This is a genomic window from Streptomyces sp. NPDC058291, assembly GCF_042880855.1.
Classification (GTDB): domain Bacteria; phylum Actinomycetota; class Actinomycetes; order Streptomycetales; family Streptomycetaceae; genus Streptomyces.
Genome location: NZ_JBHVYK010000011.1, coordinates 41891 through 54526 on the forward strand (window position 1 = coordinate 41891; position 12636 = coordinate 54526).

General features: G+C 71.2%; 14 protein-coding genes. 13 read left to right on the forward strand and 1 reads right to left on the reverse strand.

All coding sequences use genetic code 11. From position 1 onward, the window contains the following. Nucleotides 1–4 precede the first annotated feature (4 nt). From ACFVYK_RS08100 to ACFVYK_RS08150, 11 genes are all read left to right on the forward strand, one after another. Nucleotides 5–634, forward strand: a complete 630-nt coding sequence (locus ACFVYK_RS08100) for a hypothetical protein (RefSeq protein ID WP_389770021.1) — start codon at nt 5–7, stop codon at nt 632–634. 95 nt (nt 635–729) lie between these two features. Then, nucleotides 730–2946 carry a hypothetical protein gene (locus ACFVYK_RS08105; RefSeq protein WP_389770024.1) on the forward strand — a complete coding sequence of 739 codons (2217 nt, stop codon included), beginning with the start codon at nt 730–732 and terminating at the stop codon, nt 2944–2946. A 40-nt stretch (nt 2947–2986) separates the two neighbouring features. Further along, nucleotides 2987–3637 carry a hypothetical protein gene (locus tag ACFVYK_RS08110; RefSeq protein ID WP_389770026.1) on the forward strand — a complete coding sequence of 217 codons (651 nt, stop codon included), beginning with the start codon at nt 2987–2989 and terminating at the stop codon, nt 3635–3637. 2 nt (nt 3638–3639) lie between these two features. Next, complete coding sequence (locus ACFVYK_RS08115) at nt 3640–4266, forward strand: hypothetical protein (RefSeq protein ID WP_389770029.1); 627 nt, start codon at nt 3640–3642, stop codon at nt 4264–4266. Beyond that, complete coding sequence (locus ACFVYK_RS08120) at nt 4263–5339, forward strand: hypothetical protein (protein WP_389770031.1); 1077 nt, start codon at nt 4263–4265, stop codon at nt 5337–5339. The genes ACFVYK_RS08115 and ACFVYK_RS08120 overlap by 4 nt, the downstream gene beginning before the upstream one ends. Nucleotides 5340–5454: 115 nt before the next feature. Further along, nucleotides 5455–6084 carry a hypothetical protein gene (locus tag ACFVYK_RS08125; RefSeq protein ID WP_389770034.1) on the forward strand — a complete coding sequence of 210 codons (630 nt, stop codon included), beginning with the start codon at nt 5455–5457 and terminating at the stop codon, nt 6082–6084. A gap of 37 nt (nt 6085–6121) precedes the next feature. Next, complete coding sequence (locus tag ACFVYK_RS08130; RefSeq protein WP_389770037.1) at nt 6122–6730, forward strand: hypothetical protein; 609 nt, start codon at nt 6122–6124, stop codon at nt 6728–6730. Then, on the forward strand, nt 6727–7980 hold the full coding sequence (locus ACFVYK_RS08135) for a hypothetical protein (protein WP_389770039.1): 1254 nt from the start codon (nt 6727–6729) through the stop codon (nt 7978–7980). The genes ACFVYK_RS08130 and ACFVYK_RS08135 overlap by 4 nt, the downstream gene beginning before the upstream one ends. 7 nt (nt 7981–7987) lie before the next feature. Further along, complete coding sequence (locus ACFVYK_RS08140) at nt 7988–8683, forward strand: hypothetical protein (RefSeq protein ID WP_389770041.1); 696 nt, start codon at nt 7988–7990, stop codon at nt 8681–8683. Between the two features lie 133 nt (nt 8684–8816). Continuing rightward, nucleotides 8817–10466 (forward strand): WhiB family transcriptional regulator, encoded by a 1650-nt coding sequence (locus ACFVYK_RS08145; protein ID WP_389770043.1) that lies wholly within the window; start codon nt 8817–8819, stop codon nt 10464–10466. A 50-nt stretch (nt 10467–10516) separates the two neighbouring features. Further along, complete coding sequence (locus ACFVYK_RS08150; protein ID WP_389770046.1) at nt 10517–10780, forward strand: hypothetical protein; 264 nt, start codon at nt 10517–10519, stop codon at nt 10778–10780. Between the two features lie 57 nt (nt 10781–10837). On the opposite strand, the gene ACFVYK_RS08155 is transcribed toward ACFVYK_RS08150, so the two are convergent. Further along, nucleotides 10838–11233, reverse strand: a complete 396-nt coding sequence (locus ACFVYK_RS08155; RefSeq protein WP_389770049.1) for a hypothetical protein — start codon at nt 11231–11233, stop codon at nt 10838–10840. Nucleotides 11234–11428: 195 nt separating this feature from the next. Between ACFVYK_RS08155 and ACFVYK_RS08160 the strand changes: the two genes are divergently transcribed. Together ACFVYK_RS08160 and ACFVYK_RS08165 are read left to right on the forward strand one after the other, a co-directional pair. After that, a complete protein-coding gene (locus ACFVYK_RS08160; RefSeq protein WP_389770052.1) occupies nt 11429–12184 on the forward strand; it encodes a hypothetical protein in 756 nt (251 codons plus the stop codon). After that, complete coding sequence (locus ACFVYK_RS08165; RefSeq protein ID WP_389770055.1) at nt 12153–12440, forward strand: hypothetical protein; 288 nt, start codon at nt 12153–12155, stop codon at nt 12438–12440. Before ACFVYK_RS08160 ends, ACFVYK_RS08165 begins: the two co-directional genes overlap by 32 nt. The last annotated feature ends 196 nt before the right edge of the window (nt 12441–12636 follow it).

The window sequence follows — 12636 nt, forward strand, 5'->3', positions numbered from 1 at the left end:
AGACATGAGACTCGGCACAGCACTCACCACCGGCATCACCCTCGTCGCGCTGACGGCCGTCGCCGCGTGCGGCAGCAGCGAGGACGGCGGCGACGACGCCAAAAGCACCCCTGCGGCCACCACGGCCACCTCGGCTGCCGAGGACGACGGATCGGGCGGCGGCGCCTCGACCGCGTCCGCCGGGCTGCCCGAGGCGGCCGACATGGCGGCCATCGCCGGTTACCTGAACCGGTACACCCCCTGCCAGGACCTCATGACGGGCGGTGACTACGACGCCGGCCTCGACGGCGACGAAGCCGACGACGACACGGCCTGGGGGACGGACGAGGCGGATGACCCGGCCTGGAGCATCGAGGAGCGCGGTGTCTGCACGGACGGATCCGGCCGCCCCATCGCCCTCCTCTCCGTCTCCGACATGCGGAAGTTCCAGACGGCCGTCAAGGCGAGCGGCGACAAGTTCCTGGTCGGCGAGAATTTCGCGGTCGTCCCGGTCGACGCCGACGCCATACACAGGCTCCGGCAGTCCGACCTGAGATTCCTGGCGTGCGATGCGGACCTCGCGGTGCCGAGCGGCTCCGAGAAGAAGCCGGCCCTCGTCGACGGCTGCGTGCTGACCGACCACTTCGGCGACTGAGCCGCGCCTCGCCCCCTCCATCCGCCCACGCGTAACCCGAAGGAATACCGATGCATCCGCGCAAAGCACTGGGCCGCCGAATACGGAAAGCCGGTGTGGCCGTCCGCGCAGGCCTGTTCCTGGTGCTGGCGCTGATCGCCCTCACCCTGGCCGCGCCGAGTTCGGCGTACGCGGACTTCGCCTGCAACTTCACCGGCGACGACAGCTACCACATGGACTCGCCGGGCAGCAACGGCGAAGGGATCATGCCCGCCGTCGCCCAGTGGCAGGACGACGGCGGTGCCCAGAATCTCGGTGACCAGACGGGAACGGTCAAAGGCTCCTTCAAGGTGGAACCGGACCAGGCGAAGCACTACACCCTGTACGAGCTGAACGGCATGCGGGGCCTGGACTGGTCCATGACGTTCAAGGGCAAGGGGGACGCCTCCGAGGACAACGGCTCATTGGGCAGTGGAGCCGACTCCTGCGAGGTCATGGACTATGTCAACAACGGCATCGCGGACGCCGTCTTCTACGGCACCAAACTACTCACCCGTTTCTCCATCTCCATCAAGGAGATGGCGTCCAACCCGAGCCCCTTCTCCGGCCTCTACACCGGACGCGACAACGTGGTGACCACCCTCCGCGACAACGTTCTGAAGCCCGCCGTCACCGTCATGATCCTGCTGGTCGGCTTCTGGGTGTTCACCAAGTGGCGCAAGGGAGACATGCGCGAGGTGTGGGCGGGGGTCTCCTGGACCGCCCTCACCGTGATCGCGGTCATGGCGTTCCTCACCGGCAACAACTACGACAAGGTCGTGCAGAGTTCCGACGAGTGGATAGCCAGCGCCAACTCGGCGCTCAGCTCCACCGTTCTGGCAGGCGTGTCAGGCCGGATGCAGTCTCCGTGCGACCTGCCTGACAACGGCGAGCACGAGTCCGGCGAGGTGGGTCTGCGGCTGTCGAGCTGCGCCATGTACGACACCCTCGCCTTCCGTCCGTGGGCCATGGGCCAGTTCGGCGACGTGGGCGCGAACTGCGTCTTCCGCAAGGACAGCGGCGGGAAGATCTCCGCTCAGGACGGGACCTGCACCTTCACCAGCGGCACGAAATACAACTGCTACTGGGGTGACAAGAACACTCCGCGCTGCGGGGACCTCCGCGTTCGTCAGGCGGTCGCCCAGTCCTGGACCAACGTGGACGATCAGCGCGGGGACGACAAGCCGGACGGGGACAAGTTCGGGGACTGGGAGGACATCCGCAAGGAGATCGCCGGCGGCGAGGACGTCCCGGACAAGAAGATCTACCCGGTGGCCTTCAACGACTGGGCCGGCAAGAACGCCACCGACCGGGTGGGCATCGCCTTCTACTCGCTCGTGGCCGCCTTCATCGTCGGCGTGATGGTTCTCGTGCTCAGCGCGCTCACCCTGCTGTGGCACGCCGTCACACTGATCCTGGTCATGCTGCTGCCGCTGGTCGCCACGCTGGGCATCCACCCCTCCCAGCAGAAGCTGCTGAAGAGCTGGCTGGAGACGTTCATCCACAGCTTCGTGCTCCGTGCGGGCTTCGGCGTCATCCTGACCGTGCTGCTCGTGCTGTACCAGATGATTCTCCCGGCGCAGATCGCCCTGGGCACCCAGCTGCTCATGCTGCTCCTGGTCACCGTCGCCATCGTGATGATGCTGAAGAAGCTGCTGTCCGGGAACTTCACCCCGCAGGTCGCCGGCGGCGAGGACGCGCTCGGCATACGGGACGGCGCGAACGCCACCTTCGACAAGGCCACCGCCGTGGTCCCGGGCATGGCCGTAGGATCTGCGCGCGCCACCGGCCGTGTGGCGGGCACCACCGCCAAGGGCACGGCCCGCGTCACCGGCAGCGCGGCGCGCGGTGGCGCCTGGGCGCTGGACAAGTTCGGCAACAAGGGGCGCGGCCGCGCCGCACTGCAGAAGCGGGGCTGGCTCGGCCAGTCCAAGCGCGAGCAGCAGCAGACCGCCTACCGGTCGGCCGAGGCGGCACGCGACGCCCAGGAGACGCGCAAGCAGCAGCACGAGGCCGATGCTCCCCCGTCCTCCCCCGCACCCAAGCGGGGCCGCCGGGTCAGCGACTCCGGCGGCAAGCAGGCCCCGCAGTCCACGACACCGGCCGAGTCCCGTCCGACGCCCGCGCCGCAGCCACAGCCATCGGCCCCCCGGCCCCGGCCGGCCCCGGCCGAGCCCTCGCCGGCCCCGCGGCAGCACACGCCGCCGGTGGCGCCACCGCCGCCGACGACCGCGACGCCCCCGGCCGCTCCGACGCCGCCCCGGGATCCCCGCGGCCCCAGCGGCCGCGTATAGCCCTGCCCGCCGTCCGTAAGCCGCTTCGAGGAGCCACCCCATGCCCGTCCTGACCGCCGACCGCAGCCCCGACCAACTGGTCGCGGAGTTGGAGCGGTTCGTCGAGCTGGACTGGTCCACGGTGTGGGCCGGGATCCCGCAGGACGAGGAGGAGCGGGAGGTCTGGTGCGCCCGTTTCGGCTGGCGGCCCCTGTGGTTCCAAGGAGGCCAGTGGGTGCGTACGGCACAGGGCGGCCGCCTGCACCTGGCCTCGGGGGCGCCGGGCCGCCCGGTGACCGGCGTCGGGCACGCGTTGTGGTCCGTCCGGGCGGACGCGGCGGCGCAGAACGGGGCCCTGATGGCGCTCACCGCCGGGAAGTGGCCCGCATACGTCGCCGCGGTGCAGTCGGTGCTGAGCGTGCCCACCTGGTCCGGCGACTGGGACACGGCCGGTTTCCCCGACCCTCCCGGACGCGGGTACTGGCAGGACGCGGAGTGGCGCGCGGAGCACCGGGATCCGTACCGGCTGGCGGTGTGGTCCTTCCGTACCCCCGGGGCACCGCTGTTCGTGCTCAAGGCCAGTCTCGCGGCGGGTACGGCGACGGGCTGGGGGCCGGGCAGTGCGACGATCTCTCTCGCCTGCCACGGATCCCGGCCTCGAGGACGACGGACCCGGCTGGCTGTTGTGACGACGAAGAACCCGAAGGACTGATCATGGCAATGACGTCGAGTCTGCAGCACCGGACGCCACAGGAGCTGGTCACAGAGCTGCGCGGACTGACGGACGTGGACTGGCCGACCGTGTGGTCCGGCCCGCCCTACCCGGGCAAGGGCCTGGACATGTGGTGCGCCCAGTTCGACTGGACGCCCACCAGTTTCGAGCGGGTGCTCCAGGTGCGCACCGACACCGGCGCCACGCTCACCCTGAACAACGTGGGCGGCAGCTGGGCCCCCGTGACCGACGTCAGCCACTGGCTCTGGGGAGCGGGGGCCAAGACCGTCGAGGACAACCCGTCCCTGCTGGCGGAAGCCGCCCGGGTCTGGCCCTTGTACGTCACGGCTGCCTCCGCCGTACTCGGCGAACCGACCTGGGAAGGCGCCTGGGACGCCGAGGACTTCCCCGAGAACCTCGGCAATCACGACGTCGGCTCGCGCGCCTACCGGCTGGCGCAGCAGAACCCGCATCGACTGGCCTGCTGGATGCCCCGCGAAGCGGGCGCCCCCCTGGTGATCCTGGAGATCCTCCTCAGGGCGAACACCGCCGCCCGGTCCCCTCGCCCCGGCGCCGCCAACCTGTCCGTGCGATTCCACCCCCGTCCCGTCGAGAGCGGAGGACTGTGAGCCCGCAGCCGATACCCCGGCACATCGAACGGCTGGCCCTCAGGCTCGCCACGGAGGAAGCCGAGCGTGCCAGGGCGGCGAACACCCTGGAAGGCGCGCAGGCCATCGTCGACCGCCTGGACGCCGAATCCGAGGCCGCCGGCTTCGCCTCCGTCAAGGAGTACGTCGAGTCCCTGACCACGGACCGGGGCGGCGTCAGCCCTCCGGAAGGCGCCCATCCCACCAGCGCCTTCTGGTCCCACGGAACACACCACCCCGAAGCGCCGCAGAACTGGACGGGGGAGAACTTCCTCGACAACCGGTACGTCGCCGAAGCCTGGGCCGTGGTCCAGAACGAGCGCAGTCCCGGCTCGGCCCGCACCCTCGAGACGACGGAGGGCGGCCACAGGCTGAACGAGATGCACCTCTTCGAGGACGCGGTCCGCCAGGCCCTCGGTGGCGACGAACAGGGCTTCACCTATGCCTGGGCCCGTGACTGCTGGGGAAGCATCTCGCAGACCTACGCCGAGGCCTCCGAGGGGCCGGTCGTGGTCTTCTCCGAAACCGCCCACACCCGTTCGATCCTGTACAACCGCGAGCTGCCGACCCTCCACACCAACCAGGACGTCGGCCTGGCCAACATCCACTTCGCCTATGCGTCGCCCATGGAGTGGTCGCAGGAGGCGCGGAACGAGATCGGCCCCGACGCCGTACGCGCCCAGGTACAGGTCGACGACCCCACCCTCCCGCACTACGTCGATCCGGTCGCGTACACCACCCAGGACCCCGTGGTCCGGAAGGCCGCGGTAGAGGCCGAGTGCGCCTCGGTGGCGGCCGAACGCGAGGAACGGGCCGAGGAGAAGCGAGAGGCCGCAACCACGGCGAAGGGGAAGGACGCCCCCGTACCCGAGGCTTCCGCAGGGGAAGCGCCGGAACGCACCACGAAGCCGACGGCCGCCGTGCCCGTGTGGCAGATGGGGTTCAAACCCGTTCCCGTCAAGATCGATTCGGCTCACGCGGGCCCCGCCACCCAGTCGGCGCCCCCGCCCCGGCCCGCGCTGGGGAAACACGCCGCAGACACGGGGTTGGGATGAACCGGAACGGAAAGACCGCGCGGCGGAGCACCTCCCCGCCGCCGAAGAACCCGGCCCGACTCCTGCGCCGACTGATCCTTCAGAACACGGACGCCCCCTCCCGAGAGGCCACCCCATGCCCGTCCTGACCGCCGACCGAAGCCCCGACCAGCTGGTCGCGGAGTTGGAGCGGCTCATCGGCGTGGACTGGCCCACGGTGTGGGCGGGGGTTCCGAGGGACGAGGAACGGCGGGCGATGTGGTGCGCCGGATTCGGCTGGCGGCCGCTGTGGTTCCAGGCGGGCCTGCGCGTCCGTACGGAACTGGGCGGCCGACTGCACCTGGTCTCGGAAGCCCCTGGCCGCCCGGTGACCCGGATCGACCACACGGTGTGGTCGGCTCGGGCCCGGGACACGCTCGAGAGCGCCCGTGTCACCGAGCTGGCCGAGGCCCGCTGGACCGCCTGCCTGACCTCCCTCCGCGGCCTGCTGGGCAACCCTTCCTGGAACGGCACGTGGGACACACCGGAGTTTCCGGAACTGCCGTGGTCGGGAGCGTGGCCAGACGCCTCGTGGCGTGCGGATCACCAGGACCCGTACCGCGTCGGCGTGTGGCAGTTCCGCGTTCCGCAGGCGCCCGTCTTCGAGCTCAGGATGACGCGGGGCGCCACCGCACAAAACCGTCCGGTACCGGCCAATGCGAGGATCGGGCTCGCCTGCCACGACCCCGACCACGTGGAATCCCGTCGGCAGGAGCGGCGCGGATGAACCGGAGCCGTGCGGAACACGAGGAAGGCGACGAACGATGACGACCCTCAGGATCGAGCGCAGCCCCGAGCAGCTGGCCGAGGAGCTCAAAGCCTTGGAGCACGTGGACTGGCCGTCGATCTGGGCCGGTCCGCCGAACCCCGGCCAGGCGCTGGACGACTGGTGCGCGCTGTTCGACTGGACGCCGACATCGGCGGAGCGCGTGCTGACCGTGCGCAGCGGCTCGGGGCAGGAGTTCGCTCTCTTCCCCGTGCGCTCCGCCGGATGGGCTCCGGTCAAGCAGCTCGGCTGGACGAGCTGGCAGATGTCCGCGGATGACCCGGCCGAGAACGACGAGGTGCTCGCTCGGGCTGCCGGCACCTGGGACGCGTACGTGGCGGCTGCCCGCACCGTGCTCGGTGAGCCTTCCTTCGCGGGAGCCTGGGACGACCCGGCCTTCCCGGAGCCGCCTCACGAGCGGCACTGGCTCATGCCCCGCGACCTTCGCCTGGAGGACATGGACCCCTACCGCATGGCGGTCTGGAGTGAGGGCGGCCCGGAGGGCCACACCACCGTTCTCACCGTCAAGCCGGGATCCGTACGGACGCGGGACGCGCTCCGCCGAGCGATGATCAAAGTGACCTGCTATCCGCCGGAGGCCGAGTGATCCAGGCACACATCCCCGACCGCGTTCTGCACGAGGCCCGTGATCGGCAGCAGTTCGTCGAGCCCGAACTCACCGAGGCCGACGCCAAACGGATCGCGCGTACCCTGCGCGAGGGCATCGACCACCTCCCGGACCATGAGTACAGGGAGCAACTGCACCAGCGGCTCAAGGAGTTCGCGGCGGCTCAGGACGTGGATCTGCCCGATCCCGACACCAGGTCGACCTTCTGGTCCTACCGGCTGGAGGATCACCCGGATCTCGATCTCGAGACCGGCGAAAGCCTGCAGAGCATGCACATGGCAGCTGCGTACACCGAGGCGCAGAACGCGATCGTGAAAGACACACTGCGGTACCTGGAGGGAACCCCTGGCGGAGAAGCGCTGGGCCGACTCCATCTGTGGGACGCGGTGGTGCAGGACGCACTGGACCTGGACGAGAAGGCGGGTCTGGCCCTGGCCTACGAAGCCTGGGGCGCCCTCTCCGAAAAATACGCCGCGAAGACCGAGAACGAAGCCCTCTTCTTCATGGCCGAGCTCAACCCGGGCACCGTGGCCTACCAGACCGAATCCCGGCAGCTCCGCCAGGACGGCAAGCTCGGCATCATCGAGTTCATGTACCCGGCGCCGACGGAGAAGTACGCGGACCTGGCCCCGGAGACACAGGAGCTGCTGGCCTCCCAGGCCGTCCGCGCGCAGATCCACACGTTCGCGTACGACGAGACCGACCCCACGTACACGCCGCTGACCAAGGCGGGCCACCTCGATCTGGAGGAGCTGAAGGCACTCCCGACTCCCGAGGCACAGCGTGCCGCGGTCCTGGAGGTGTGCGCCCGGGTGGCGACCATGGACGGCCCGGCGCGCGCGGCCGATGTGGAGAAGCTGGTCGAGGAGATAAAGGTCCTGCGCCCGGACCACGAGGTCACGCTGCCCGGCGTCGAGGACCGGCAGTGGGCGGCCGGACTACGCGAGCGGGACCTGGACGCACCGCCCGCGCCCGAGCCCGTCGCCGTGAGCACCCATGGCCAGTTCCTTCCAGGCGTCAAGGTCAACGCCAGGACGGGACCGGCTCCGCTGGAGCCACTCGCCTTCCCGGGCCCCGGGGCGGCGGCCGCGCACGCACACGCCTTCCTGCCCGGTGTCAGCGTGCAGGCGAAGTCCGTCGTCACCACCGGCAGGACCGACCCCCCGGCAGCTCCCCCGAAAGCCCCTCCCGCCCCCGAGCAGTCCCGCGACACCGGAATGGGAGTCTGACGCGCCGATGAACCGCACTGCCCCGAAACGCACCGCGCGCACGCCCCGCGCGTCCGGACCCGCCGAGCGGTCCGGCGCCGGCCGGACGGACACACCCACCGCCCCCGCGCTCTCCCGCCTGCGCCGCCTCGTACGCCAGGACGAGAACGACCCCTGGGCCGTCAAGCTGCTCCCCCGCGTCGTCTTCTGCCTCGCCGCCGCCTACACGCTCTTCGCCATCGCCTCCGAGAGCGGTTCCAGCTTCGTCACGGTGTGCGCCCTGCTCCTCATCGGCGGGCTGGTCTGGCTGCTGCGCCGCCGCACCCAACTCCTGCTGGGCCTCGGCTCGACCGTCCTCGCCGCGGCGTTCACCGGGTACTTCTCCGCGGTGGGCGACTCGGTCCGCGCCTCCACCAGCGCGACCGTCACCGGCCAGGCCGCCTTCGGCTACTGGGCGCTCGCCGGGATGGCGCTTCTCGGGGCGTGGATGGTGAGGGATCATCCGGGCCGGCGCGGCATCACCGTCCTGCTCGCGGATGTGATCCTCGTCATCGCGTCCGTCGTCGGGATGTTCCTGCCGACAGCGGGCGTGCCGCTCGGGTTCCTCGGCGTGATCGGTGTTCTGGCACTGCGCGGCGCCAGGGTGAAAGCGGTTGTGGGCCGGGCGCTCCGGGCGCTCGGCCGCGTGCGGCGGGGCAAAGCCAGTGAACCTGCGGACAGTTGAGGCCTGTGTGAACGTTTCGTCTCGCCACTGTGCCAAGTCGGCACACGCTTTGCAGGTGCGTTGCACGGAGTTGACGGAACGTTTTAGGCTCCCCCCCGATCACGTATCACCACGGGGGACGACACACATGCCTATGGCCAGCCATACGGCGCTGCCCGCGCGCCCCGCGCGCGGGCCGGCACGGGGAGCGGGGGCGGGAGCCGTAGCAGGGGTCCGCAGCCCCGACGCCGCTCTGCCCTGCCAGCGCCGACCGGACGTCTTCCAGCACCCGCTGCTGGAGGCGCCCGCCGACATCCCGTACACCTCGCCCGCACAGCGCCACCAGCATCTCGTCCTGCTCCGCACCGCCCGTGACCTGTGCGCTTCCTGCCCGCTGTGGGCGGAATGCCTCCAGGACGCCGTCGCCCACGCCGAGCCGTACGGCTATGCGGCCGCGACGACGCTCGACGACCGCCGCTGGATCCGCCGCGCTCTGGGCGTCGGCGACCTGAACGGCGATCTGCCCACCCACGCGGTGGACGGCGCCGGGCCCGCCGCGGGTCCGGGCCACCAGTCCGGCGAAACATCCCGCCGACTGCTCCGGCTGCGGTCCCGCGGCAGCGACACCGCCGCAGGGCCCGCCGCAGGGCACGGCTTCGCGCGCGGCCTGCCCGCACTGGAGCGCATCCTCGACGCGTTCGACGCCCGCCAGGACCAACTCGCCCGCCGACGACGCGAGTTGCCCGCCATCCCGAGGCAGTTGCACCAGCACACCGCCGCACAGCCGACCCACAGGGACGGCGACGGCGGCAACGGCGACCCCAGCACGTCCCGAGGCCGGCGCGACCCGCGTCCCCACCCGCACGCACACCCGGAAAGCAGGAGCGAGGACATGGCAGCGGCCGAGTCCGGGCAGCGGATCGCCTTCTCGTACGAGGATCCGGCCCAGGCCGTACGACAGGCGCTGCTGGCCCCCCTGGTCCGCTCCGCCCTGCCCACGCTCGGCAGCCTGGACCAGCTGGTCACGATGCTGGCGAGCGTGCCGGGCGCCGAGGTCACGCCCGAGCTGCCGGACACCGTCCGCGCCGCCCGCAAGGCCGTGGAGGCACTGGCCCCGCAAGGAGCGCAGGGCTCCGGCGTCCCGGCCGGGGCCGCCGCGGGCACCGCCGGTCCGCTCCGCGCGCTGACCGGCTCGGTGTCGGTCGAACTGGCCACCACCGACCCGGTGACGGCGCTGCGCCGCGACTTCCTGGAACCGTTGCTGCGCGAACTGGCCGCCTCCCTCGCCAACATAGAGAAGGTGGCGACCATGCTCGCCGCCGCCGACGCCCCGGACCGCGCGGAGACCGACCTGGAGTGGATCCGCACCGCCCTGCAGGGCGTCCGCGCGTGCCTTCCGCATCCGGCCCCGAACGGCAGGACCTCGACCGGCACGGGCCAGTCCGCCGGCCTCGCCCCTGCCGGCACGCCCAGCATCCGGGCGGCGGTGGACACCGCCGTGTCGGCCTTCCCGGGCCCCTTCTCCGCCCGTGACGTGCTGCACGCCCTTCCGCCCGGCGTCTACGGCGACCCCTCGAAGACGATCAGCAACGTCCTGTCCGCCATGGTCAAGTCGGGCCGCCTGCGCCGCCTCGCACGCGGCACGTACGCTCGCACCGTCGGCGTCACGACGGACGTCACCGCCCAGGTCACGGCGGACGTCAGCCCCGACGTCAGCAGCGACGTCGGCGTCGGCATCGCCCTGGGCGCCGCCCGGGACATCGCGGTGGACGTCCCCCGACAGGACGAGGCGAAGAGCGCCTGAGCCGGGACCGACCCGGACCCGAACCGAGCCGGAAGGAACCCAGACCCCCGATGACCGAACCGACGACGCCGCCCCACCCCCCCGCCTCGGCGGACGCCCAGGTGCACGTCTTCTCCCCCAACGCCGGTCTGATCGACGGCGTCCCGGTCACCGCCCCGCCCTACGGCGACATCCAGGACGTCGTCCTGTCGATCCTCCAGCAACGCGCCCAGCAGCTCGGGGCCCCCACCCCGGCCACCATCACCGACAACCGCTACGGCGGCGCGATCCGCCTCCTCATCCACCCGGACGGCACGACGGAACAACTGGGCTGACCCCCCTCGCGAGCCCCGGCCGACGCCCGCGCGAGCGCGCACCCGCCGACCCGGCGATCACGCGTCCGGCGCGGCCCCGCCGGCCCGGCCGCCGACCTCGTCGATGCCGGCGAGGACGGCGCGGGCGTTCCTGATGTGCATCTCGAGAGTCCCGCGCTCGAATTCACGGGGTTCCCGCCGATACCGGGCCTTGCCTGTCTCCGAGGTGAAGGCAGCGGCCGGAACCGCGTCCTCCCCCGGCGGAATGAACTTGGGGATCTCCTCGAACGCCGCAACGGCGTACGCCACGGACTCACGCACTGTGTGGTGCTCGGATTCGGGCGTGTTGAGAAGCTGCATGCCCGAGAAGCGAGACACCCGATAGGCGACCTCGAGGAACTCGCCCGGGTCGATGATCCGTGAGGGCTCCAAACCGCCGAACGCGGGCAGCGGAGGGGGAATCTCGGCGGCCATGCGGAAGGCGAATCGGCGGGTCGTGCCGCACTGCTCACAAGCGCCTTCGTACACCGAGACGATGTCGTCACCGTGCTGCTCCAGACGGTGCCGGCGCTCGAAGCCGCCGGAACCGCACTCACACGCGTGAAGGTCCATGTACAGGTGGGCTTCGGCCGATGAGCGCGCTAGCAACATGGCAAGATCCTACGGGCCGTGGATGCCTACGGGGAGACAGAAGGTACGGGGGACGTGCTGTTGCCGGAATCCGCAGAGGCCACTGCCGCACACCTGCGCGCCCAGCAGGCGAGGCTGGTAGCGGCAGCAGGACGCGAACTGGAGGCCGTGGCGTCCGCAGTCCTGGGCGAACGGTTCGACTCGCTCCTGAGGCTGCAGGCGAAGGGGGAGGAGCGAGCGCACTTCCTCCTCAAGGACACCCGGGGCGGTGAGGCGACGCTCTGGGTGGACGCCCTACCGATGGAAAGCGACGTCATCGCCAGGACGGTGACGAACACGACGTCCGACAACTACGTCGTGCAGATATCCGACCGGTTGCCGAGCGAGCACCTCGCCCGTGTCCTCGCTCACGAAGTCGGCGAACTCATGGCAGTCCGCGACCGGTCAGGTCAAGGGCTGGCGCCAGTGCGCGAAAGCCTCCTGAGCCGAGGGGCCGAAATCGGCGGCAGCGGAGAACTGTCGAGCGAGGACCACGGACGCATCGGCGTACTCAACTGGCACGCCGCACGGGCCTTGGACGCGCGGCTTCCGGAGCAGCGACGGGCCGAGGCCCGCGCCGAGCTCTCCGCACTGATCGACAGCTGCGGAATGCGGCCTCTGGCCGCCGAGTCCGAGGCGGACGGCTTTCGCGCCGAAATGCGGGCGGCTCAGGTGAGGCGCCTGGTCTCCCGCGAATTCCTTTCCGTCGACGCCAAACACCTGCGTGGCGGGCCGCTGGCACCTGGACCCCGGTGACGGCATCGTCCAGTCGGCGGACCAGGACCGCGGCCTCGCGCGCTGGATGGGCGTGGACCCGTACGCGGCGGTGGAGGACCCCCGGCACCGCATCTCCATCCACGCCGTCCGGGTCTGGGAGGACCAGGTGGGAGGTGACCCGTTGCTGGGTGTGCCGCGGGGCGGCGCCGCCCGGCCGGCCGCCCCCGCCCAGCAGCCGCAGCACCGGCCGCCGGGCCGAGAACGCCCGGAACCGGGCGTCGGCATGGGCGACTGACCGCACCCCCGGACCCGCCAGGCACAGCAGAAGGGCCGGAGACGACGCGTCTCCGGCCCTTCCTGTTTTCCTGTCCTGCCAGGTCCTCCGTGTTCTGCGAGGTCCTGCTCAGTCGGCTGCCGGCTCAGTCGGCTGCCGGCCCAGTCGGCTGCCGGCCCAGTCGGCTGCCGGCCCAGTCGGCTGCCGGCTCAGTCGG

Coding starts and splice junctions, on each gene's coding strand:
- ACFVYK_RS08100 (WP_389770021.1), top strand. CDS start 5: ATGAGACTCGGCACAGCACTCACCACCGGCATCACCCTCGTCGCGCTG.
- ACFVYK_RS08110 (WP_389770026.1), top strand. CDS start 2,987: ATGCCCGTCCTGACCGCCGACCGCAGCCCCGACCAACTGGTCGCGGAG.
- ACFVYK_RS08115 (WP_389770029.1), top strand. CDS start 3,640: ATGGCAATGACGTCGAGTCTGCAGCACCGGACGCCACAGGAGCTGGTC.
- ACFVYK_RS08125 (WP_389770034.1), top strand. CDS start 5,455: ATGCCCGTCCTGACCGCCGACCGAAGCCCCGACCAGCTGGTCGCGGAG.
- ACFVYK_RS08130 (WP_389770037.1), top strand. CDS start 6,122: ATGACGACCCTCAGGATCGAGCGCAGCCCCGAGCAGCTGGCCGAGGAG.
- ACFVYK_RS08140 (WP_389770041.1), top strand. CDS start 7,988: ATGAACCGCACTGCCCCGAAACGCACCGCGCGCACGCCCCGCGCGTCC.
- ACFVYK_RS08145 (WP_389770043.1), top strand. CDS start 8,817: ATGGCCAGCCATACGGCGCTGCCCGCGCGCCCCGCGCGCGGGCCGGCA.
- ACFVYK_RS08150 (WP_389770046.1), top strand. CDS start 10,517: ATGACCGAACCGACGACGCCGCCCCACCCCCCCGCCTCGGCGGACGCC.
- ACFVYK_RS08155 (WP_389770049.1), bottom strand. CDS start 11,233: ATGGCCGCCGAGATTCCCCCTCCGCTGCCCGCGTTCGGCGGTTTGGAG.